General features: G+C 58.6%; 19 protein-coding genes and 1 pseudogene. 10 read left to right on the forward strand and 10 right to left on the reverse strand.

Annotated elements, in window-relative coordinates:
* Positions 1-110 precede the first annotated feature (110 nt).
* On the reverse strand, positions 111-3530 hold the full coding sequence (gene rpoB / locus ACVWXF_RS05985) for a DNA-directed RNA polymerase subunit beta (RefSeq protein ID WP_457439924.1): 3420 nt from the start codon (positions 3528-3530) through the stop codon (positions 111-113).
* A gap of 593 nt (positions 3531-4123) precedes the next feature.
* Between rpoB and ACVWXF_RS05990 the strand changes: the two genes are divergently transcribed.
* Positions 4124-4837, forward strand: a complete 714-nt coding sequence (locus tag ACVWXF_RS05990; RefSeq protein ID WP_414356736.1) for a biliverdin-producing heme oxygenase — start codon at positions 4124-4126, stop codon at positions 4835-4837.
* Positions 4838-4884: 47 nt separating this feature from the next.
* On the opposite strand, the gene ACVWXF_RS05995 is transcribed toward ACVWXF_RS05990, so the two are convergent.
* On the reverse strand, positions 4885-5415 hold the full coding sequence (locus ACVWXF_RS05995) for a pentapeptide repeat-containing protein (protein ID WP_414388677.1): 531 nt from the start codon (positions 5413-5415) through the stop codon (positions 4885-4887).
* A 160-nt stretch (positions 5416-5575) separates the two neighbouring features.
* On the opposite strand from ACVWXF_RS05995, the gene pyrR reads away from it, so the two are divergent.
* From pyrR to ACVWXF_RS06010, 3 genes are all read left to right on the forward strand, one after another.
* Positions 5576-6124, forward strand: a complete 549-nt coding sequence (gene pyrR / locus ACVWXF_RS06000; RefSeq protein ID WP_011433996.1) for a bifunctional pyr operon transcriptional regulator/uracil phosphoribosyltransferase PyrR — start codon at positions 5576-5578, stop codon at positions 6122-6124.
* Positions 6125-6175: 51 nt separating this feature from the next.
* Complete coding sequence (locus ACVWXF_RS06005; protein WP_414380512.1) at positions 6176-7147, forward strand: putative 2-dehydropantoate 2-reductase; 972 nt, start codon at positions 6176-6178, stop codon at positions 7145-7147.
* A 79-nt stretch (positions 7148-7226) separates the two neighbouring features.
* Entirely contained in the window at positions 7227-7799 is a 573-nt protein-coding gene (locus tag ACVWXF_RS06010) for a metal-binding protein (protein WP_414341609.1), read from the forward strand.
* Positions 7800-8968: 1169 nt separating this feature from the next.
* On the opposite strand, the gene ACVWXF_RS06015 is transcribed toward ACVWXF_RS06010, so the two are convergent.
* Positions 8969-9724, reverse strand: a complete 756-nt coding sequence (locus tag ACVWXF_RS06015) for an ankyrin repeat domain-containing protein (protein ID WP_457473914.1) — start codon at positions 9722-9724, stop codon at positions 8969-8971.
* A 241-nt stretch (positions 9725-9965) separates the two neighbouring features.
* Here ACVWXF_RS06015 and ACVWXF_RS06020 point away from each other — a divergent pair, with 241 nt between their 5' ends.
* Positions 9966-10559, forward strand: coding sequence for a J domain-containing protein (locus ACVWXF_RS06020; RefSeq protein ID WP_011433991.1), 594 nt, complete (start codon positions 9966-9968; stop codon positions 10557-10559).
* Here ACVWXF_RS06020 and ACVWXF_RS06025 read toward each other — a convergent pair.
* Entirely contained in the window at positions 10556-11932 is a 1377-nt protein-coding gene (locus ACVWXF_RS06025; RefSeq protein WP_457473915.1) for a 2-succinylbenzoate--CoA ligase, read from the reverse strand. The two genes, ACVWXF_RS06020 and ACVWXF_RS06025, sit on opposite strands and share 4 nt — an antisense overlap.
* A 461-nt stretch (positions 11933-12393) precedes the next feature.
* Here ACVWXF_RS06025 and petG point away from each other — a divergent pair, with 461 nt between their 5' ends.
* From petG to ACVWXF_RS06045, 4 genes are all read left to right on the forward strand, one after another.
* Complete coding sequence (gene petG / locus ACVWXF_RS06030) at positions 12394-12507, forward strand: cytochrome b6-f complex subunit V (protein ID WP_011433989.1); 114 nt, start codon at positions 12394-12396, stop codon at positions 12505-12507.
* A 63-nt stretch (positions 12508-12570) separates the two neighbouring features.
* On the forward strand, positions 12571-14199 hold the full coding sequence (locus ACVWXF_RS06035; protein ID WP_457473935.1) for a bifunctional pantoate--beta-alanine ligase/(d)CMP kinase: 1629 nt from the start codon (positions 12571-12573) through the stop codon (positions 14197-14199).
* A 144-nt stretch (positions 14200-14343) separates the two neighbouring features.
* Positions 14344-14508, forward strand: coding sequence for a hypothetical protein (locus ACVWXF_RS06040; protein WP_187147237.1), 165 nt, complete (start codon positions 14344-14346; stop codon positions 14506-14508).
* Positions 14501-15538 (forward strand): hemolysin family protein, encoded by a 1038-nt coding sequence (locus ACVWXF_RS06045; RefSeq protein ID WP_414358051.1) that lies wholly within the window; start codon positions 14501-14503, stop codon positions 15536-15538. The genes ACVWXF_RS06040 and ACVWXF_RS06045 overlap by 8 nt, the downstream gene beginning before the upstream one ends.
* 35 nt (positions 15539-15573) lie before the next feature.
* On the opposite strand, the gene ACVWXF_RS06050 is transcribed toward ACVWXF_RS06045, so the two are convergent.
* The 3 genes and pseudogenes from ACVWXF_RS06050 to ACVWXF_RS06060 all read right to left on the reverse strand — a co-directional run bounded on the left by ACVWXF_RS06050 (position 15574) and on the right by ACVWXF_RS06060 (position 18200).
* Positions 15574-15891: a hypothetical protein gene (locus ACVWXF_RS06050; RefSeq protein ID WP_011433986.1), complete on the reverse strand. Its 318-nt coding sequence runs from the start codon at positions 15889-15891 to the stop codon at positions 15574-15576.
* Positions 15892-16008: 117 nt separating this feature from the next.
* Positions 16009-16176 (reverse strand): annotated as a pseudogene (locus ACVWXF_RS06055) (DUF4126 family protein); the annotation flags it as partial.
* A 41-nt stretch (positions 16177-16217) separates the two neighbouring features.
* On the reverse strand, positions 16218-18200 hold the full coding sequence (locus tag ACVWXF_RS06060) for a HAMP domain-containing sensor histidine kinase (protein ID WP_457473936.1): 1983 nt from the start codon (positions 18198-18200) through the stop codon (positions 16218-16220).
* A 369-nt stretch (positions 18201-18569) separates the two neighbouring features.
* On the opposite strand from ACVWXF_RS06060, the gene ACVWXF_RS06065 reads away from it, so the two are divergent.
* Positions 18570-19547: a deoxyhypusine synthase family protein gene (locus tag ACVWXF_RS06065; RefSeq protein ID WP_457473916.1), complete on the forward strand. Its 978-nt coding sequence runs from the start codon at positions 18570-18572 to the stop codon at positions 19545-19547.
* Between the two features lie 11 nt (positions 19548-19558).
* Here the strand turns inward: ACVWXF_RS06065 and ACVWXF_RS06070 are convergent, their stop codons facing one another.
* Genes ACVWXF_RS06070 through ACVWXF_RS06080 form a run of 3 tightly spaced genes read right to left on the reverse strand, consistent with a single transcriptional unit; the run spans position 19559 to position 21598 of the window.
* Positions 19559-20125, reverse strand: coding sequence for an ankyrin repeat domain-containing protein (locus ACVWXF_RS06070; protein ID WP_457473917.1), 567 nt, complete (start codon positions 20123-20125; stop codon positions 19559-19561).
* Positions 20126-20129: 4 nt separating this feature from the next.
* Positions 20130-20948: an MBL fold metallo-hydrolase gene (locus tag ACVWXF_RS06075; protein ID WP_457473918.1), complete on the reverse strand. Its 819-nt coding sequence runs from the start codon at positions 20946-20948 to the stop codon at positions 20130-20132.
* Positions 20945-21598 (reverse strand): anthranilate synthase component II, encoded by a 654-nt coding sequence (locus ACVWXF_RS06080; protein WP_457473937.1) that lies wholly within the window; start codon positions 21596-21598, stop codon positions 20945-20947. The genes ACVWXF_RS06075 and ACVWXF_RS06080 overlap by 4 nt, the downstream gene beginning before the upstream one ends.
* Positions 21599-21688: the final 90 nt, after the last annotated feature.

Here is a 21688-nt window from a genome sequence, read left to right on the forward strand (position 1 = left end):
TTTTCCTCCTGGCTTGCTGAACCCAAAGGAGAGGGAAGCCCCACCCTCCTTCGTGGGTTGAAGGGGATCCCCGTCGCGTTCGCGTCAGGGGTGGGGAGCGCTCTCAACCCTCAAAAGTCCTCTTCCTCCTCCTCGTCCTCATCTTCCTCAAGGCTGCGGCTGGCATTCGCGTCAGCGGTGCGGAGCACTCTGGTAAAGGCGGGTGATGGCGAGAGATCCTCAGCCGTAACCGATTCATAGGTGGGTCGAGAGGGAGTGTGACGGTTGGAAGTATCGGCCATCAGATCCACTTCCACATCGTGGGTTTGCCCTTCGCTGTCCACCTCCACCTTGTGTACAGACACATCTAGGCAGAGGGACTGCAACTCCCGTACCAGCACCTTGAAGGACTCCGGCGTGCCGGGTCGAGGGATCGGCTTGCCCTTGACAATGGCGTTGAGAGCCTCGTTGCGCCCCACCATGTCGTCGGACTTGACGGTGAGCAGCTCCTGCAGGATGTAGGCTGCCCCAAACGCCTCCAAAGCCCACACCTCCATCTCCCCAAAGCGCTGGCCGCCCTGCTGCGCCTTGCCCCCCAGCGGTTGCTGGGTCACCAAAGAATAGGGGCCGGTGGAGCGGGCATGGATCTTGTCGTCCACCAGATGCACCAGCTTCAACATGTAGGCGCGGCCCACCGTAACAGGCTGGTCAAAGGGTTCTCCGGTGCGACCGTCAAACACCTGGATTTTGCCGCAGTACTTGCCTTCCGGGTTGAAGATCCAGTCCTTGCCGGTCTTCTCTCGGGCTTCCCTCAGCTTGGCCTCCACCGTCAGACGGGAGGCTTCCAAACCGTGCATCTCGTCGAAGGGCATCAGCTTGAAGCGCACCCCCAGATGTTCTGCTGCCCAGCCCAGCAGGCACTCGTACACTTGGCCCACGTTCATCCGGGAAGGCACCCCCAAGGGGTTGAGCACCACATCCACCGGTGTGCCGTCCGCCAGGTAGGGCATGTCCTCAATCGGCAAGATGCGGGAGATGATACCCTTGTTGCCGTGACGGCCCGCGATCTTGTCCCCCACCTGGATTTTGCGCTTGAGGGCGATGTAGACCCGCACCACCATGTTGGCGCCCGGAGGCAGCTCATCTCCCTGTTCGCGGGTAAAGATGCGCACATCCACCACCCGACCGCGCTCGCCGTTGGGCACCCGCAGGGAGTTGTCCCGCACATCCCGAGCCTTTTCCCCGAAAATGGCCCGCAATAGCCGCTCTTCTGGGGGCTGATCCGACTCCCCTTTGGGGGTGACTTTGCCCACCAAAATGTCGCCGGCCTCCACCCAAGCCCCAATCCGCACAATGCCGTTCTCATCCAGGTCGCGCAGGGCATCTTCCCCCACGTTGGGGATCTCGCGGGTAATCTCCTCAGGGCCCAGTTTGGTTTGCCGGGCCTCGATCTCATGCTTCTCGATGTGTACCGAGGTGAAGACATCGTCGTAGACCAGCCGCTCGCTGATCAAGATGGCATCTTCGTAGTTGTAGCCCTCCCAGGGCATGTAGGCCACCAACACGTTTTGGCCCAAAGCCAACTCGCCCCCTTCGGTCGCCGGGCCATCCGCCAGCACCTGGCCAGCCACCACCCGATCCCCCGTATAGACAAGGGGACGCTGGTTGAGGCAGGTGTCTTGGTTGGAGCGCTGGTATTTCTGCAGGCGATAGACAATTGGATCCCCGCCGTCGTCTGGCCGCACCACGATTTCGTCGGCGGAAACATAGGTCACCACGCCATTGGTGCGCGACACCACCACCATACCGGAGTCGCGTGCCGCCTGGGCTTCCAGGCCAGTGCCCACATAGGGCCGATCCGGCTTGAGCAGGGGCACCGCCTGCCGCTGCATGTTTGCTCCCATCAAGGCACGGTTGGCGTCATCGTGCTCCAGGAAGGGGATCAAGGAGGTGGCCACCGAGATGACCTGCACCGGCGCCACTTGGACGTAGTGCACTTCTGTGGGGTGGGCGGTGGTGAACTCTTGGCGGTAGCGCACCGGCACCAAGTCGGCAGTGATGCGGCCCTCGGCATCCACCGGCACATCCCCCGGGGCCACGCGGTACTCGTCCTCTTCGTCAGCGGTGAGGTAGACCATGCCCAGATCTTTGCGCACCACGCCGTTCTCGACCCGGTAATAGGGGCTTTCGATAAAGCCGTACTGGTTGACGCGGGCGTGGGTGGCCAGGGATCCAATCAACCCGGCGTTGGGGCCTTCTGGAGTTTCGATGGGGCAGATGCGGCCGTAGTGGCTGGGGTGGATATCCCGCACCGCAAAGCCGGCCCGTTCCCGACTTAGGCCGCCGGGGCCCAGGGCAGATAACCGGCGCTTGTGGGTCAGCTCCGCCAGAGGATTGGTCTGATCCATGAACTGGGAGAGCTGGCTGGAGCCGAAGAACTCCTTAATGGCCGCCACCAAGGGTTTGGGGTTGACCAAAGAGGCCGGGGTGAGGTTTTCCGACTCGGAGACTGTCATCCGTTCTCGGATGATCCGCTCCAGGCGATTCAGGCCCACCCGCACCTGGTTTTGCAGCAGCTCGCCCACGGAGCGCACGCGGCGGTTGCCCAGGTGGTCGATGTCGTCCACATGGCCGATGTCGTACTCCAAATTGATCAGGTAGTCGATGACGGCCAAAATGTCGGTGACGGTAAGCACCCGCACACTTTCGGCTACGTTCAAATTTAACTTTTTGTTCAGCTTGTAGCGCCCTACCCGGCCCAAATCGTAGCGTTTGGGGTCGAAGAAGCGGGATTCCAGCAACTGCTGGCCACCCGATACGGTGGGGGGTTCCCCGGGCCGCAACTTGCGGTACAGCTCCATTAGGGCTTCTTCTTCGGTGTAGGGCCCCTCTTTCTCCATGGTTTTCTGGAAGAATTCGGGGTGGCGCAGGTTGTCGTAAATCTCGGAGTCGCTCAGGCCCAAGGCTTTCAGCAGAACTGCCGCCGAGAGCTTGCGGGTTTTGTCGATGCGCACCCACACCAGGCCGTTTTTGTCGGTCTCGAACTTCAGCCAGGCACCGCGGTTGGGGATGAGGCTGGCGCTGTAGGTGCGACGCCCGTTTTTGTCCAGCTCCGATTTGTAATAGACGCCGGGGCTGCGCACAATTTGGTTGACGATCACCCGCTCGGCGCCGTTGATGATGAAGGTGCCCCGATCCGTCATCAAGGGCAGTTCGCCGATGAAGACGTCCATGTCTTTAATCTCGCCGGTCTCTTTGTTGATCAGGCGAGTGGGCACCCGGATCTGCGCTTGATAGGTGGCATCCCGCCGCTTGGCCTCCTCGGGGTCGTAGCGGGGGCGGTTGATCTTGTACCCTTTGGAGGGATCCCCAGGGCGATATTCAGGCAGGAAGTGCAGCTCCAGCTTACCGGTGTAATCGATGATGGGGGAAAAGCTGAGAAGCTCCTCTTCAAACCCTTCTCGCAAAAACCACAAGAAACTCTCCCGCTGAATCTCCACCAGGTCAGGAAAGGTAGGAGCGACAGGGGATTGCACTGCTAATTGTGTCATGCGTTGCTCGGGAGGGGTCGCGCTGCAGTCAGGCCTTCCATTATAGAAACCCCGCCAACGATCGTCAACGAACGTTACAAAGGTCGAGGGGCTGTCCGGATCCCTTGAGGGCGCACCTGGAAAATCTCGGCAAAACCGCTGGGGATCCCCTTTTGGCTGCCGGGGCAGGGGCGGTTTCCGCCATGCCTTAAGGATTGTTCACATCCATTCACACTCAAGCAGATTATTCTAATCTTTAACCGTTTTTGCGGATCATCCGCTGCTCCAGCTCGGATTTCCGGTCAACCTTGGGGATCGGAGGGGTGGTTCTGACAGGCTCAGCCGGTCGCCAGGGTGGACGCGGCGCCGGTCTTTGTCGCTTTTGAGATGCACGCTGTTGATGCAGGCTAGGGGGCAAGACGCGGAGCCATCAATCATGAGAAAGGATCGGGAATGGGTTTACAAAGCTTCTCAGGCTGGGGGAACCTCGGGATGGCTTGCGGGTGATCTGCGGGTGATCTAATGAAGCACAGTTTGTTGGCGAGGAGGGTTTTGTGAGTCAAAGTCAGAACAATCAGAATAAAAAAAGTGATCTGTATAACCGGGACCACAGCTTGTCGGCCCAGTTGCGAGAGGGCACCAAGCAGTCCCACACCATGGCCGAGAACATGGTGTTTATCAAGTGTTTCCTGAAGGGAGTGGTGGATAAACGGGCCTACAGCCGCTACGTGGGCAATTTCTACTTTGTCTACAGTGCTCTGGAAGAGGGCTTTGCCCAACTGCGAGAGCACCCGCTGGTGGGCCGGTTCTACTACCCGGAGCTGTGGCGCAAGACCAGCCTGGAGAAGGACTTGAATTATTTTATCGGCCCCAATTGGCGCGCTGTGGTCAAGCCCTCCCCTGCCTGCCAGGTCTATGTCAACCGCATCCGAGAAGTGGTGGAAAAAGATCCACTTCTCCTGATCGCCCACGCCTATACCCGCTACATCGGTGACTTGTCGGGTGGCCAAATCCTCAAAAACATCGCCCGCCGGGCCATGGGCTTGCCGCCAGGGGAAGGAACAGCTTTTTACGATTTCGAGCAGATCCCCCACGAGGGCAAGTTCAAGCAGCGCTACCGTGCCCAGATGGATGCATTGGGGCTGGATCAAGCCACCATCGACCGCATTGTGGCAGAGGCCAATTATGCCTTCAAGCTGAACATGGACTTGTTTAGGGAGTTGGAGGGGAATTGGCTGTTGTCGATGGCCCGCTTGGCCTGGAATTCGCTGCTCAGCCAGTTTCAACGCAAGCCCACCCGTTCTGAGGCAGCCGCTCCCAGCTCCTGAGCCCTAGATTCCAGATCTCCCCTCTCCCAGAGGAGAGGGGGTGAGGGCTAGTTACATTCGAGGGTGTCGCGGGTGGCCCGACCGGTTACAGGGTTAACGCCGGTGGCCCGTTCGCAAAGGATGGAGAGGGCGTCTTGCCGTATCAACGCATTGGTGAAATCGGCCCCATCAATTTGGATCCCTTCGACTCGGGCCAGCCACATCATGCTGTCCTGCAGTTGCGCTTCTCGCAGATCCGCACCCTGTAAGTTGGCCATGTCCAAAGTGGCCCCCCGCAGGTCGGCCCCGCGCAAGTTGGCTTTGCTGAGATTGGCCCCGAATAGGTTTGCCCCTGCCGCCTTCACGTGGCTGAGATCGCTTTGGCGCAGGTTGGCCTTGAGAAACTTCCAGCCGCTCAGGTCTTGCCCTGCAAAGCTCACCCCCTGCAGATCTCGTTTGGTGTAGTCCTCTGCCTGGGCCGGGGATCCCAGCGGAGTAACCCCCAGGCAGAGTATCAGCCCGCAAAGCACCATCCCCCGCAGGAAACGGCTCAGCCAAGACCGCCTCGCCAGAACCGAAGCCAGCCAAGCAACAGACATCGTGGATCCCTCCCTCAAGGAAACCTCCATGGCTTGGGAATTGCTTCTGGTTTTATCTTACCGGATAGGGATCCCGCCGGCAGGTTGGGCTATCCTAAAGTCTTCTACTAAAGTCTTCTACAGACCAGATCCGCGATTGGCGAGGGGGCGACAGGGATCCATGTCCGAGATCGAGGTCTTCGATGCGGAGCAGTTGGCCGGGCTGATCGAGGGTCTGGCAGAGGCGATCGGCAGGGATCATCCCCACCTCCAAAAGTTGACGTTGATCGGCATTCGCACCCGGGGAGTTCCCCTGGCCTACCGCCTGCGGGATCGGATTGCCACTCTGCTGGGGATCCCGCCCCAAGTGGGGGAGCTGGACATCACTTTTTTCCGCGACGATTTGAGCGCCGGCGGGTTGCGCACCCCCGATCGCAGCGAAATGCCGCGTGACCTGACCGGCCAAGAAGTGGTGCTGGTGGATGATGTGATCTTTCGCGGTCGCACCGTGCGAGCAGCTTTGGAGGCCCTAAACCACTTTGGGCGACCGGAACGGGTGCGATTGGCGGTGTTGATCGACCGGGGTCACCGACAGTTTCCCATCCAGCCCGATTACTGCGGTTGTCAGCTTTCTACAGAACCGGAGCAAACGGTGAGAGTCCATCTGCGGGAAACCGATGCGGAAGAGCGGGTGCTGTTGATAGACAAAACGGCAAAGATCAAGTCCTGAGCCGGCGCTGGGGTGCGGTATTTTGGGGATGACCTGCTGAAACTTGCCGCCATGCCTCGGTTGCCGGAAACTCGCCGTTACGCTGTTTTGGGTACGGGTGCTTTGGGAGGATTTTATGGGGCGAAATTGCAACAGGCGGGCTTTGCGGTGCATTTTCTGCTGCACAGCGACTATGAGCATGTTTGCCAAAACGGCCTGTGGGTGCAGTCCTGCTGGGGGGATTTTCATTTGCCCCAGGTGAATGCCTACGCAGCCGTGGAGGACATGCCCGCTTGCGAAGGGGTGATCGTGGCTTTGAAAGCCACCCAAAATGCGCTTCTGCCGCACTTGATCCCGCCTGTGTTGGCCGAGAATGGCGTGGTGATCTTGTTGCAAAACGGGCTGGGGGTGGAACCCGAGATTGCCGATTGCGTTGGCCCAGAGCGGGTCATGGGGGGCCTCTGCTTCATCAGCTCCAATAAGGTTGGCCCCGGCCACATTCACCATCTGGATTACGGTTCGGTGCTGCTGGCAGAATACGGCCCTGGCTATGCCCCCCAAGGGATCACGCCCCGCCTTCAACAAGTTCAAGCCGATTTTCAACGGGCAGGGATCCCGACTTCGCTCTCACCAGATTTGATGTTGGCCCGCTGGCAGAAACTGGTCTGGAATATTCCCTTCAACGGCCTCTCGGTGGTGTTCAATGCCGATACTCAGCAAATGATTCGAGACCCTGAGGCCCGTGCTTTGGCGGAAACGCTGATGCAGGAGGTGATACAGGGAGCTGCAGCTTGTGATCGCCTGCTTCCCGACTCCCTGATCCAAGAAATGCTCACCAATACCGAGAAAATGGCCCCCTACCGCACCAGCATGAAAATCGACTATGAGCGCAAACGTCCTCTGGAACTGCAGGTGATCTTCGGCAACCCACTGCAGTACGCTCGACAAGCTGGGATCCATCTGCCACGGGTTGAAATGCTCTACCGACAGTTGCAGGTGTTGGATCGCCTGAATCGAGGGATCCCTGGGGAGCAGCAGGCTTAGGTTTTTCAAGATCCGGCGGAGCGATCCCAGGGCTGGAGCAGGCTTTCTCCTTTGCTTGCGGGTAGACTGAGCCGCAGTCGTGTACTGTTGCTCTGGCTTTATGCCGCTGGGATCCACCCACGATCGCATTACCCTCTGGACGGCCCCCGGCATCACCCTAGCCGCCGGTGTGTTGGGGAACAGCACCACAGTTGCCCTGGCTGTGGGATCCGCCTATCTGTTCAGCGGCCTGATGTTTTCTGGAGATCTGGACACCTGTTCCCGACAGTATCAACGCTGGCTGTTCTTGCGCTGGATTTGGCTGCCCTACCGCAAGTGGATGCGGCATCGCTCCTTTTGGTCTCATGGGCCGATTGTGGGCACCGCCGTGCGGGTACTGTACTTGAGCCTATGGGCAGGAGGAGCTGGCCTGCTGGGGGCTTGGCTGGGATCCCGGTTGGGCTGGTGGATGTGGCAACCCTGGGTGTGGGGCAGCGATCTCTGGCAATTGCTGCAAGTTCACGCCGAGATGCTCTTTTGGATTGGGATGGGGTTGGAACTGGGATCGGTGAACCACAGCCTAAGCGACTGGATGGTCTCCCGCTGGAAACGCTGGCGCAGAAAACGCCGTCAGGTTCGATCTCCTGCCAGGCGACTCAGCTATCGTGGCTAGGGATCCATTGGGCCAAGGTTTGATTTTTCGCCCGCCACGGCATTTGAATGGCGGTGAGATTGCCTACTGTTCCGCAACGCGTAGTCATTTATCTCACCGTCAAGGTGAAACAAACGACCGGTTGCTTCCTGCTAAGGCCTCCGGCCCGCTACGCGAGCAGTTGAAATAGAGGGTAATAAGAACCACGACTGCTATCAGCCCCTCACCCCCCCTTGAACCTGTGCTGTGCCCACAACTCCGCGACCTATCCTCTCAAGAGGGCTGAAACTGCAAATCTTGGCCAATTACCCTTTAGCCCAGGTACTCTGCTTGTGGCCATTTCGATTCAAACTGGGACACTGCACCCATACCTAAAGCCTTGAATACAGGGAATCAGAAGGCTCTCCTCAGTAGCCCAAGCGTCTCACCCTAACTTGAAACGACTACTTGAAGCAGTTTTGTCAAGAACATTTCCTCTTACGTTGGCTAGGTATTGCGATTCAATCTCAATAAAGCTATACTGTTACTCAGTTGAGTGGTGGAGTCATATCCATCAGTCTTCCTCTCTTGTCTTGGATGTGGCAGGGATCCTGTGCTGGCAGAGCTGGCCATCTGCGTCAGCAGGGATCCCTTTTTCTCCTCTCCAAGGCTAAGCAAGGTTCTGTGCTAATGAGAGTCAGAATCAGTTGATAGAGAGATTTTTTGCTTGCTCATGTCAATCTGTGGAGGTGGCAGTGTAAAGGAGCAACAGCGGCTGAGGGTTATCGCTTTGGAAGGGGGCAATCTGGCTTCGGGAACCGGAAGACAAGACCGAATACAAAGATTGCTGCTCTAGTTTCCTTTGCAAACTTGTCAGAAGCTAAGGAAAAAGACCAACCTTTTGGGACAAACTGTCTGTCCCATGTCTTGTTTTGTCGTTCAAAAATTTATGTTGGGCTCAAGAGAAACTCTAGAAAAAAGTTGAATCAGGTGGAAGAATCAGTTAGAATCTAGCTGGCGTTAACGCTAACCGCGACGAAGAGACTGGAGGGAGGAAAGCCTAACAGCCTCTCTCCTTTTTTCTGTAGGGGTTACCCTCACTCTCAAACCCCATCTCATGAGAAGGGAGGAAGACCAAATACCCTATGACTTGAAATAGCAGCATTTTCATTAACTTTTGTTTTACTCTCTATGCCAAACTTGATACTAAGCTAAAGAGTTGCTCCTCGATCTTGTAACCATTGAGCAGCCAGCCTGTGTTGGCGTTTTTGTGCATAGGCTAAGGGGGTATGCCCATCTTCATTGCGAGGGTTTAGTTCGGCTCCATTTTCCAGCAAAAGCTCCAGGATTTCGATGTGTCCTTCCCAAGCAGCCCAGTGCATCGGTGTCGCCCCGAATCGGTTGCGCGCATTGGCATTGGCCCCGTACAAGAGCAGAAAGCGAGCGATGCCCAAATCCCCTCGGGTGGCGGCTTCATGCAGAGGGGTTCGGCCTGTTTCGTCAGTGGCATCCACCGGCGCTCCCTTGGATAGTAGGCGGGCCAGAATGCTTTTTCGACCGGTGGCTGTGGCCCAGTGGAGAACACGACCAGTGTTGGCTCCCTTCTGGATGAGCAGACCGATTACCTCCGCCTGATCGGTTAAAGCAGCCCGCTGGAGAGGGGTATAGCCACGGTTATCTGGGAGATCGATATCGCTGCCTGCCCTCAAAAGACGCTCCACCAGCTTGACCTGGCCGACGTCAGCAGCCAAATGGAGAGGGGTGGCACCTGTGGGATCCAAGGCATTGGGAGAAGCGCCATGGGCCAAGAGCAAATCCAACAGTTCCAAATCGCCAAGGAGTGTTGCTTTATGAAGCAAAGTCATTCCCTGAGCATCGACAGCATTCACATCTTCCCCCCGCTGCAAATGGGCCAATAATTGTTTTAGATCTCGATTGGCAAGAGCTTGATGAAGCGCTTCACTCATAACAGATAGAAATAAAAAAGCCAAGTTGCAATGAAGTTGGGCAACAGGAAGGGATCCTCGATAGGCCGGAATGGAGGCTCCAAACAACTTGGGCAAAGTCTAACACTGGATCCCTGCTGCTGAGGGAAGCGGGAGAACCAAGCGCTTGGTGGGATCCCTTAGTCAAGCCGGGGCCGCAGCGATAGACTAGAGCTGGTTTTCGGTCAAGTCTTTTCCCGCTCCCTTGACTTCGCCACTGTTTATGGATTACTACGCGATCCTGAACCTATCTCCTGCAGCGGACATTGAAGAGATTAAACAGGCGTTTCGACGGTTGGCGCGGCAGTTTCACCCTGATGTGGCAGGGGAGGGATCCCGAGAGCGTTTCCAACAAATCCACCAAGCCTACCAAGTGCTGAGCGACCCTGAGCAGCGGCGGCGCTACGATGCACAACGTCAATCTGCACAACGTCAATCTCCACCCAGCTCTCCTGCTGCCGGCGAAAGGCGGGTGGTCATTCGCAGCATAGGCCCCTCATCGGCAGAGCAGCCCAATCCGGAAGGGCTCAAGGAGGGGATTGCCCGCGTCAAGGCAGCCTGGCGGGAGCGGAAGTTGCCCACGGCGGTGGCCCAGGCGGAGGCGCTGCTGAAACGGTTTCCCAACTCCAGCGAGGCCATCCACATCTTGGCGTTGGCCTACCAGCGCTTCGGCAACCATTTGATCTACGAGGGGCGCTATCAGCAGGCGGAAGCCTACTTGAGAAAAGCTTTGGCCACGGAGCCGCACAACCGAGAATTGGCCTTTGAAATCAAGCGAGATTTAGCCCGTCTGGGCATTCGGGAGGGATCCCGCTAACTTGCCTGCGTTGGGATCCCCAACGTCTGAGCTGCCCACTGCCGGAGTTGTTGGCGGTTGACTTTGCCCTGAGGGTTGCGCGGGATCCCGGTACACCACAGCCAGTGCTTCGGATGCTTGAAGGGACTCAGTTGGCGGCTCAGGTGTTGCTTCAGGTGCATTTCCAGCTCTTTGGGGATTGCCGGGATCCCCGTTTTGGGGACGACCACCGCCACCACCTGCTGCCCCCATTCGGCATCCGGTAGGCCCAACACGCACACATCTTCCACCCAGCCGCTGGCTCGGATCTCCCCTTCCACTTCTGCAGCCATCACCTTTTCCCCGCCGGTTAGGATTAGGTCATCGGCTCGACCTAACCAATAGAGGGATCCCTGTCGGTCTAGATAGCCCAAATCGCCGGGGGTAAAGCCTTGCTGTTGCCCTTCGCGTAAGCGGTGCGTAGCACTTAGGTGCGGGTAGTAGCCCAGTGCCAGCGACTCTGCCTGAATGTGAATGTAGCCCACAGCATGGCTGGGCAGGGGATCCCCTTTTTCGCTGCGGATCTGGAGCGTGGCGTGGGGCAGAGGCCGACCCAGACTGTCGCTCCCTTGCCAAAAGGCTTCTGGCAGTAACGTACACACCTGGGAGGCGGTCTCGGTCATACCGTAGGTGAGGGCAAGGGGAAGGTGAAGTTGCCGGGCCTGTTGTCTCAGGCTGGGCCAGGTGGGGCCACCGCCGACCAAAATGGCCCGAAATTGGCGCAGGCTCTCCAAAACTCCCGGATGGGCGCTGAGCAACAGCCGTTGCAACTGAGTGGGCACCAGCGATAGAAAGCTCCCCGGCAAAGGGGGATCCCAAGACTCGGCCTGCTGTTGCCGTTTCCAATCCCAGACAACCCACTGCCCACCGCTCAGCCAGGATCGGACTGCCTGCATCAAGCCGCTGACGTGGTACAGGGGCAGAACGCAATAGCTGTGTACAGGCCCAACGGCAAAGTGCTGTTGGTGGGCTTTGGCCGAGGCACTGAGGGTCAGCCAAGAGTGCAGGGCCCATTTCACTTGGCCGCCAGAGCCACCCGTGGGGATGCCGATCAACGGCCAATGGGAGCTGGGCAAAACTTCCCGCAACTCTCGCAGGCGCGGATTCAAGGGGGCGGGATCCCCTTCCAGCCGTCCCTGTCGCCACCACCAGCCGGATCCCATATCCGCCAAAGCCTGTCCCCATTCCCGTTCTCCCCAGTGGGGATTACCCAGGAACAGCGGGATCCCCAAGCGTTGGCAGGTCAAAACTGCCGCCCACACCTGCACTGGATGCGAGTCCGCCACCAGCAGGGGAACGGCCTTGTCTGCCAAAGGGCGCAGTTGCTCTTCCAGTTTGGACAGGCACTGATACATTTACGCTGAACACTGCTGAACATCACTGTTCAACTATGCAGCGATAGCATTCTGTTTGTTTCCAAACAGAATGGCAGTATCCCGCAAAGCTTTGAGTAGAATACCCAAAGCGCAGTTTCCGTGTCGTCTTACTACCAATTTTCTGCTTTGCTTTGGCTACCATGTTGGCAGACTCGAAAGTAAACAGAAAGATCAACTGGTAGTAATCCGTACTGAACATATTATACATTATTTTCAGTATAGTTGAGCTTATTATTGACTAGAGTCATGCTCCTTCAAGTCTCCGCCATCCCCGGACAAGACAATTGACCTCATGGGCTATGGGTATGCCATCTCAACGGCTTCGCGGATCCCCTGCATTTTATTAGGGGATCCCCCCTCGATTTCCTTGGCAAGGAACGGTGAGGATAGGTTTGGGCTTGGCTTATCATGATCTAGGTTTGAACTGGGAGGTCTGTGTTGTGATCGAGCCGATTTTGTTGGGGATCGTCTTGGGCATGGTGGTGGTCACCTTGGCGGGCTTATTCGTGGCAGCCTACAGGCAATATCAACGCAGCAATAAGATCGGCCTGTAGGAGCAGCCTTTGGGGGGGTTGGAGAAAACCCATAGGGGAGAGAGAGATTGAGGTGGCATGGCGATGCACTGGCTGCGCACAGTTGCTGCTTTGCGGGAGCAGGTAGCCAATTGGCGGGGATCCACCATCGGCTTGGTGCCCACGATGGGATCCCTGCATGAGGGCCATCTCAGCCTAATCCGCCGCTGCCGGCAAGAGTGTGACCACACGGTGGTCAGCATTTTCGTCAATCCGCTGCAATTTGGCCCCAACGAAGACTGGGATCGCTATCCCCGCGACGAAGAGGGGGACCGAGCTTTGTGCGAGGCAGCAGGTGTAGATGTGGTGTTTGCGCCTGACCCGCAAGAGATGGGAGCCGACCCCGCAACCGGAAGCGACCGCACCTGGGTCATGCCCCCCGAATCCCTTCTGCAGACCCTCTGCGCCCCCCACCGACCTGGACACTTTCGCGGTGTAGCCACCATTGTGCTGCAACTGCTGAACTTGGTACAGCCGCAGCGGGCCTACTTCGGCCAAAAAGACGCCCAGCAACTGGCGATCATTCAGCGTTTGGTTCGGGATCTGCAAATACCCACCACGATTGTTCCCTGCCCCACGGTGCGAGAAGCCGATGGCCTCGCCTGTAGCTCCCGCAACCGCTACCTTTCTGCTGCTGAACGACAGGTGGCTGCCGGGCTGTACCGGGCCTTGCGTCGGGGATATGACCATTGGCAGGCCGGGGATCCCTCAGCAGAAGGGATCCTTGCCGCCGCCCGTGCTGAGCTGGAGCATACCCCAGAGCTGCAACTGCAGTACCTGGAATTGGTGGATCCCCAAACGCTACAGCCGCTGCCGCGGGTGGAAGACAAGGGCCTGCTGGCCATTGCTGCCTATGTGGGGCAGACTCGCCTGATCGACAACCTGCTCCTTTCCCCAGAGCAAGGGGATCCCTCGCCGGAGAGAGCCCAGCATGCGGCACCGCCCTCTTCCGGCACGACCTCTCCCCCGCGTCGCCCGCTGATTGCCATCGACGGCCCGGCTGGAGCCGGAAAATCCACCGTGGCGCGGGCAGTAGCCGCCCAGCTGCAGCTTTTGTACTTGGACACGGGGGCCATGTATCGAGCCATCACCTGGCTGGCACTGCAACGGGGGATCCCTTTGGACGATGCCGAGCAACTGACCCAACTGGCCGCCCAAACCCAGCTCACCCTGCAAAGTGGCACCTCTTCGACAGAGCCGACCCGCATCTGGGCCAATGGCGAAGAAATTACCCAGGCCATTCGCTCTCCGGAAGTGACCCGCTGGGTCTCTCACGTGGCGGCAGTGCCGGGAGTACGCCAGGAGCTGGTGAAGCGGCAACGCAGCATTGGCCGGGATGGCGGTGCTGTCTTGGAGGGGCGGGATATCGGCACCCACGTCTTTCCTGATGCAGAGCTGAAGGTTTTCTTGACCGCTTCTGTTGGGGAGCGGGCGCAGCGTCGGCAACACCAACTCCAAGCCCAAGGGCAAATGGTGCCTCTCGAAGAATTGAAAGCGCAAATCGAGCAGCGGGATCGCTGCGACAGCGAACGGCTCATCTCTCCCTTGCGGCCTGCCCCCGATGCCATCTTGATCGACACAGATCACCTAAGCCAATCCGAGGTGGAAGACAAAATTGTAACGTTGTACCGGCAGCTTTTGGAGCGATCTGGCCCGGCCCGTTTAGATCAGTAGCTTTGACTCAATCAAGACTAAATCAACGGGACAAGTCAGATTTCCGCATGATTTTCAGGGAGCTGGCCGGTTTGAACAGCTTGATCCCTCTCTCATTTCTCATTGAAGATTTTCGTTGAAGATGCAGTTGATGAGGGGGCACGGATGCCGAGCTATGGGTTGAGTGATGAACTTTGGCAAAACCACCGAGGTGTTGAGGTGCCGGAGGGGATCCCGTTGATGATGGAAATAGGCCGACCCGCTTTTCTCTCGATGAGCCAATGCTACCTGTATCCCGTTCCGCCGTCGCGAACGGAGCGCTATGGTTAATGTCTTTCTCTTGGCCTTTCTGCTGCTTCTCTCAGGAGCTTGCTCTGGCGCCGAAACGGCCATCACGGCCATGGACAACCTGCGCCTGGAATCTCTGATCGAAGAACAAGGGGATCCACAGGGCTTGTATCGACTGGCCCAACAACAGCGCTCGCGGCTGATCACCACCCTGTTGCTGGTGAACAACTTTGTCAACATCGGCATTGCCGCTTTGGCCACAACCCTCTCCATTGAACTGTTGGGAACCCAGATTGGAGCTTTGGCCGCCACCGTGCCCACCACAATTGTGGTGCTCCTCTTTGGAGAAGTAGCCCCAAAGTCTTTAGCGGTGAGCCATCCGCTAGGGGTGTTCCGCTGGGTGGTGCGGCCTGTTCATGTCCTATCGGTGCTGCTGCGCCCTTTTAGCGACGCTTTTGAGTGGGTTGTCAGCAGGCTCTTCAATCTATTGGAATTCTCCCCCCTGACGGCCACCGCTTCTCTCAAGGATTTGGAGCTGCTGATCGATGTGTTGGGGCAGCGGGGGCTGCTGGATTGGCAAAAACGGCGGCTGTTCCGTGGGGCCTTGGCTTTGGACTTGCTGCAGGCGCGGGACGTGGCCAAGCCCAGAGTTAAAATGGAGACCATCTCCCACGACAAAACACTGCAGGATGTGGTGAAGCTCTGTTTGGAAACGGGCTACTCGCGCATCCCCGTGCAGGGAGAATCCAAGGACGAGATCGTCGGCATTATCCACCTCAAGCAAGCCTTGCGCTATCTCGATCAAAAAGGCAATGCCGAAGTGACCCAGGCGATGGCACCGCCTTTTTTTGTGCCGGACACCAAGCGGGTCAGCTTGTTGCTCAAGGAAATGCTGCGCTCTCGCCAACACCTGGGGATCGTGGTGGATGAGTTCGGCGGCACCACCGGCCTGATCACGCTGGAGGACATTTTGGAGGAGCTGGTGGGCGATATTTACGACGAGAGCGATCTCTCCCCCCTGCTGCTGCGGCGGCAGCGGCGACCAGGTGGAGCTTCTACCTCCCCTGGCTGAGAACAGGAGCAAGGGGATCATCCCCTCTCTAAGTCCTAGCTGGCTCTGGAGGGATCCGTCTCCGCGGCTGTTGGGTTTTCGTGCGCGCCGGGAGTGAGCTCCCCAAAGCCGGCCTCGACGGGATAGCGGGCCACAAAAAAGATCCAGAAGCTGTGGATCCCTAGCCCCAAAGCCCACCAGCCCAACAGGGGCACCAGCCACGGCCAATCCGCGCGGTACAGTTGCTGAAAAAACACCAGCCCAGACCCGCTACAGAGGAAAACAGACAGGTGGGCGGCATAGGTATAGCGATCATCCAGCTTGCGAAATTCGGGATCCCGACGGGAGGGCTTCCGGGGCCAGCGAGGCGGCATGGCAAAACCATCCAGTTAAAACCTTCTCCAGTGTAGAACAGCCGTCGGCGGGGATCCCTGAGACTTGGGAGCGGCATTTCTGCTGCGGAACCCCAGTTTCAACGCCCGTTTGCCCAGCTAGTACACCAGCAAACCCATCAGCAGCACTGCCAGCCAAGGGGCCAGCACCGCCACCACCGCCAGCAGCAGAGAAGTGACGTTTTCGCCGGTGGCCAACAGCGGGTTGCCCAGCCCCCCTGTGGTGGTGGTAGAGGTCACCAGTGTGGCACAAAAATGCGAAACTGAGGCCCAACCCCCAAAAAATGGCCGGTATGCCCTTCATATCCTCAGCGTTGATGGGAGTGCTCCCGCCAAGCGCAACTGGGGGGATCCGTCTCGGCTGGCTGAACCTCGAACTCCAGCGGTCCCTCTTCAGTGTACAGGTGCAGATCGAACCAGAAGGTGGATCCCTGTTCTAGCTTGCTCTCCAGGCAGATGCGGGTTCGATGTTTCTCCAGGATGTTGCGCACGATGGCCAACCCCAGGCCGGTGCCCTCTAGGGTGTGGACCCGGTTCTCGACACGGAAAAAGCGGTCGAAAATCCGCTCCTGATCTTCTGGGGCAATGCCAATGCCTGTATCGGCCACCGCCACCCGCACTGCCTGCAGGGATCCATCCGCCTGAACCACCAGGTGGGCATGCACCGTCACCAGGCCCCCTGAGGGAGTGAACTTGAGGGCATTGCCCAGGAGATTGGTCATCACCTGCAGCAGCAGATCGTAGTTGCCCCAGACCAGCGGCAGATCCGGATCGACGAACTTGCGCAGCTGGATCCCTTTGTCGCGGGCCTGCAGTTGGTGGGTGCGCAAAGTCTGCTCGATCACTGCCGCGATGTCGACACCTTCAAAGTGGTACTGCTTGCCCGATTCCAGACGAGACAAATCCAAAACATCGTTGACCAGGCGGGTGAGGCGGTCGGTTTCGCGGTTGGCAATTTCCAGATAATCCTGCCGCTCGGCGGGGGACATCTGCTCGCCGTACTCGTAGAGGGTCTCGATAAAAGACTTGATGCTGAAGAGGGGGGTGCGCAGCTCGTGGCTGATGTTGCTGATGAATTGAGCCTTGGCTTCGTTGAGCTCTGCCTCGCGGGTGATGTCCTGCACCGTCATCACGATCCCCTTGAGATTTTGCCGACGCGGATCCGACACCGGTGAAAGCAGAATGCGAATGACGCGCTTGGTAGGGCCGGTGAGGTTGACGCGAACTTCCTCTGCCTCTTGATCCCCGCGGGCAATGTGCATCAGGGGGCGGGCCAGTTGCTGCCGCAGATCCTCCGGCAACAGCTCCGGCAAGGGTTTGCCCAAAACGGGATCCCCTTCCCAGCCAAACATACGAGAGGCGGCAGGATTGAGCAGCAGCACCCGCAACTCGGCATCCAGCAAAATGGCGGCATCGACGATGGAGAAGACCAAGGTCTCCAACTTGGCTTTGGCGGCAGCCAGTTCCTCGATGTTTTGCTCTTCGTAGCTTTGCAGCCGCTCCGCCATCTCGTTAAAGCTGTCGATGAGTTGGGCCAGCTCGCCCCCGAAGGGCAGGTCGATGCGCTGCTTGAAGTTACCTTTGGTGATCTCCTGGACACCTTTGACCAGCTCTTTGATGGGATAGGTGATGGTGAGGGCATTGACCACCGCTCCCAGGATGGCCAAGACCCACACCGCCAAAAACACCCCAATCGAGACCTCCCGCGCCAATTGTGTGGAGCGCACCAGGGCGGGATTGGGATTGATGCCCAAGCCGAGGGTGCCCAAAAAGCGGCCCTGATGGTAGATGCCGACGAAAATATCCGTCACCCGCCCGGCAGGAGTGAGGTGGGTGCGCACCAGCGGTTGGCCCTCAGCAGGGGGGCGATTGTCCGGCAGTTGCATGCGACGGGTGAGGCTGAGGGAGGTTTTCACCTCTTGGTTGGAGAACGGGATCCCGTAGTAGATGTTTCCTTCGGGATCGGCGTAGAGCAAATAGCGGATGCTGCTGGTGCTCTCAAAGTACTGGCGGGACAGTTGCGCCACTTCGCCAATGCGATCTTCCGCAATCAGGGGGGCAACATTGGCGGCCAAGAGCAGCCCCAGATCCCGGCCAAAGCGGGCTTCGTTGAAGCGAGCATCCTGCTGCACGGTGCTGACAGCCCAGAAGGTAAAACTGCTCACCACCAATGAGACCACCAGCGTTGCCACAAAGAGCAACTGAGTTTCCAACCGCAGTTTTTGCTTCCATCGCGCCCACCAGCGCCGCAGGGATCCCATAGAGATCCCGGTCGTTGTTGGCACTGACATGTCCACAGCGCCAGGCAATGGCTCGGCAGGAGGAGAAGCCAGCTCAGGAGATTGGGCTTCAACAATTGGCTCAGCTGGCTCGACGGTGCTGACAGGAGGCATGAACCCAACGTGAACAGATAGCGTGAACGGATATAGGGCGGTGATTTGCCACCATTCTGACATGGGCAGGCGATCCCTTTGTCTCAGCCAAGGCCGGGTGAGAACCGGTATGGGATCCCGGCTTCGCAACGCAACCTGCTCCAGCCGACCTGCAGGGGAATGGTTGCCAATACCGATAAAGGTATCCCCAAGCAAAGCTTGTCAGCGCCCCTAAAGTTGATAGACTAGAAAACCGTGCTTCACCAGGTCAGAGTGACCGGAAAAATCGTGACCAACGGCCCTGTCAGCCAATTTATCGAGCATCACTTTCGCCACTTCAACGCCGCCGCGCTGGTGGATGCGGCCAAGGGCTACTGTGCTCACCTGGAAAAGGGCGGCAAAATGATGGTGACCCTGGCCGGCGCCATGAGCACAGCGGAGCTGGGCCTTTCCCTAGCGGAAATGATCCGGCAGAACAAGGTGCACGCCATCTCCTGCACCGGCGCCAACCTAGAAGAGGACATCTTTAACCTCATCGCCCACGACTTCTACGAGCGCGTGCCCCACTACCGCGATCTTAGCCCGCAGCAGGAGCAGGAGCTGCTGGAGCGGCACCTGAACCGGGTAACCGATACCTGCATTCCCGAAGAGGAGGCGATGCGGCGCCTAGAAAAAGCCCTCTTGGAAGAGTGGATGGCTGCCGACCAGGCCGGGGAACACTACTTCCCGCACGAGTTTATCTACCGCATCCTGCGCAGCGGCCGGCTGGAGCCCTACTACCAGATCAATCCGCGGGACTCTTGGGTTTACGCGGCTATGGAGGCCAACTTGCCCATCTATGTGCCGGGATGGGAGGACTCCACCACCGGCAACATGTATGCCGCCCACTGCATCACGGGTGAGATCCGCAATGTGCATACCGTCCGCACAGGGATCGAGTACATGATCCACCTGGCGGACTGGTACCTGCGCACCTCGGCGGAATCCTCCATCGGCTTCTTTCAAATTGGCGGCGGCATTGCTGGGGATTTCCCCATTTGTGTGGTGCCCATGCTCCATCAAGATCTGGGTCGCCAGGGCGTACCCCTGTGGGGCTATTTCTGCCAGATCAGCGACTCCACCACCAGCTACGGTTCCTACTCGGGGGCAGTGCCCAATGAGAAGATCACCTGGGGCAAATTGGGGATCGACACCCCCAAATTTGTCATCGAGTCGGATGCCACCATTGTGGCACCTTTGATCTTTGCCTGGGTGCTGGGGTGGTGAGAGAAGGGGAATCAATCCATATGCCCGTCAGCGGATGCCGAGCGGGGCCAGCGGGACAAAAGGATCGCAGCTTCCCAGCGGCGCAGATCCTGGGCGATGCGCAGGGGCGTGAGGCCGTAGCCATCCGGCTCGTCGATCTCGGAGCCATGTTCCAGCAGCAGCCGAACGACCTCGGGGTTGCCGGACCAAGCGGCAAAATGTAGGGGAAGGCCACCGGCACCAAAGCGAGCGTTCACCTCCGCCCCTCCCTGGAGCAGGGCTTTCGTAACCTCAGGGTTGCCCAGGCGAGCGGCTTGGTGCAGTGGGCTAGCTCCCCCATGGTCCGGTCGATTGGGATCCGCCCCCGCTGCCAGCAAAAGACGGGCGTTGAGGCCGCTTTCTACGAAAAACAGGGCTGTCTTGCCCCGCTCATCGACGGCGTTGGCGTCTTTCCCCAGCCAGAGAGCCAGTTGCAGCCGCAGCGGGTTGGCTTGGGCCAAGGCTTGTGGATCTTCTGGTAGGGAGTATCCATAGAATCCCAGACCCCCCACTAGCAGGGATCCCAGTCCGACAGCGATTTTTAGGACCTGACCTCGCATAGCCCTATTCCTCAAAGAAAAGGATGGCGAGCCCCTGCCTGGGCAGAGCCTGGGCCGAGAGCAGCAACGGGTTGCTGAGGGCAGGTTGCGGGGCAGCAGCGGGGAAGAGACGCAAAAACTCCTGCAGCGGCAGCAGCTCGCATTGGGAGTCGGCGGCGGCGACGGTGCGATACATCGTTGGGATGACCAACTTCGGCTGCAGCGCTTCAATGGCCGCCTTGGCCCCGGCAGGATCGTAATTTTTCGGCCCACCCCCCACTGGCACCAGCAACAGGTCGGGACGAGCAAGCAGGATGGACTGCTCCCGCGTAATTGGCTGCAGCGCCCCTCCCAAATGGACAATGTCGATCCCAGCCATGCGCCAGCGCCAACCCACGTTTACGCCAAAGCGAGGGCCACGGGGCATGCGTACTCCTTGCACCCGGATCCCGTCAATCAGATAGTCTCCCGGCTGAAACAGCACCTTGGGGTTGCCGGGCACCACATCCAAAGCCCCTTCATCCAACAAGCGGCTGCTGAGCAACACCAGATCGGCAGCAACTCGTGGGGCAGGATAGCCAGCCGTACAGCCCGCCGGCCGAAACGGGTTGACCAGAAACCGTCGGCCCTCCCCCTCGAACAAAACACAACTGTGGTGCAGCCAAGTCAGTTGCAGCCCCTGCGAGCTGGAGCCGGGGGTGAACTCTATAGACCCTGGGGTTGTTGGCGTTTCCGAACCTTGTGCCGGCGCTGTCTGAGCGCCCGCTTTGCGCCCTCTGGCCAGGTTCACGGCCATCGATCCCAGCAGCCCAGCGCTGGCTTGCAGAAGCTGGCGACGCTTCATGGAGTGGGGATCCCTGATGTAACAACGGCAACAGATTCCTGGGATACTTGCGAAGCATTGGGCTGAGCAGCAGTTGAGGCTTTGGCGCTGCGCAGGAAGTTGCTCAACAAGCGCTTGCCCTCTGCAGTCAAGATGCTCTCCGGGTGGAACTGCACGCCCTGAACGTGGGGATAGCGGCGGTGGCGTACCCCCATGATGATCCCATCGCCTGTTTGAGCCGTCACCTCCAGCTCGTCAGGACACGTAGAAGGCTCGATCACCAAGCTGTGGTAGCGGGTGGCCGTGAAAGGCTGGCTCAACCCCTCAAACACCCCCACCCCTCGATGGTAAATGAGCGAGGTTTTGCCATGCATCAGCTCAGGTGCGCGCACGATCTGACCACCATAGACCTGGCCAATGCACTGGTGCCCCAGACAAACCCCCAAAATCGGCAGCTCTGGCCCCAGCTCCCGAATCAGCTCCAGGGAGATCCCGGCATCTTCCGGCCGCCCTGGCCCAGGAGAGATAACTACAGCTTGCGGCTGCATTCGGCGCAGGTCGTCAACGGAGAGCTGGTCATTGCGAAAAACCTGAAGCTGAGCTCCCAACTCCCCCAGGTACTGCACCAAGTTGTAGGTAAAGCTGTCGTAGTTGTCGATGACGACCAGCACGATAGCATCCGGCAACGGCACCCCATTTTAGCACTTGCTTGAGCTGCTGTTCTTGATCCAAAGAAGCAGAGTAACTGGCGCTTTTTGCAG

The organism is Thermostichus sp. MS-CIW-40, from assembly GCF_054058315.1.

Coding starts and splice junctions, on each gene's coding strand:
- ACVWXF_RS06015 (WP_457473914.1), bottom strand. CDS start 9,724: ATGAGTGAAGCGCTTCATCAAGCTCTTGCCAATCGAGATCTAAAACAA.
- ACVWXF_RS06040 (WP_187147237.1), top strand. CDS start 14,344: ATGCCGAGCTATGGGTTGAGTGATGAACTTTGGCAAAACCACCGAGGT.
- ACVWXF_RS06005 (WP_414380512.1), top strand. CDS start 6,176: ATGCCTCGGTTGCCGGAAACTCGCCGTTACGCTGTTTTGGGTACGGGT.
- ACVWXF_RS06070 (WP_457473917.1), bottom strand. CDS start 20,125: ATGCGAGGTCAGGTCCTAAAAATCGCTGTCGGACTGGGATCCCTGCTA.
- pyrR (WP_011433996.1), top strand. CDS start 5,576: ATGTCCGAGATCGAGGTCTTCGATGCGGAGCAGTTGGCCGGGCTGATC.
- ACVWXF_RS06035 (WP_457473935.1), top strand. CDS start 12,571: ATGCACTGGCTGCGCACAGTTGCTGCTTTGCGGGAGCAGGTAGCCAAT.
- ACVWXF_RS05995 (WP_414388677.1), bottom strand. CDS start 5,415: ATGTCTGTTGCTTGGCTGGCTTCGGTTCTGGCGAGGCGGTCTTGGCTG.
- rpoB (WP_457439924.1), bottom strand. CDS start 3,530: ATGACACAATTAGCAGTGCAATCCCCTGTCGCTCCTACCTTTCCTGAC.
- ACVWXF_RS06045 (WP_414358051.1), top strand. CDS start 14,501: ATGGTTAATGTCTTTCTCTTGGCCTTTCTGCTGCTTCTCTCAGGAGCT.
- ACVWXF_RS06020 (WP_011433991.1), top strand. CDS start 9,966: ATGGATTACTACGCGATCCTGAACCTATCTCCTGCAGCGGACATTGAA.
- ACVWXF_RS06075 (WP_457473918.1), bottom strand. CDS start 20,948: ATGAAGCGTCGCCAGCTTCTGCAAGCCAGCGCTGGGCTGCTGGGATCG.
- ACVWXF_RS06050 (WP_011433986.1), bottom strand. CDS start 15,891: ATGCCGCCTCGCTGGCCCCGGAAGCCCTCCCGTCGGGATCCCGAATTT.
- ACVWXF_RS06025 (WP_457473915.1), bottom strand. CDS start 11,932: ATGTATCAGTGCCTGTCCAAACTGGAAGAGCAACTGCGCCCTTTGGCA.
- ACVWXF_RS06060 (WP_457473936.1), bottom strand. CDS start 18,200: ATGTCAGTGCCAACAACGACCGGGATCTCTATGGGATCCCTGCGGCGC.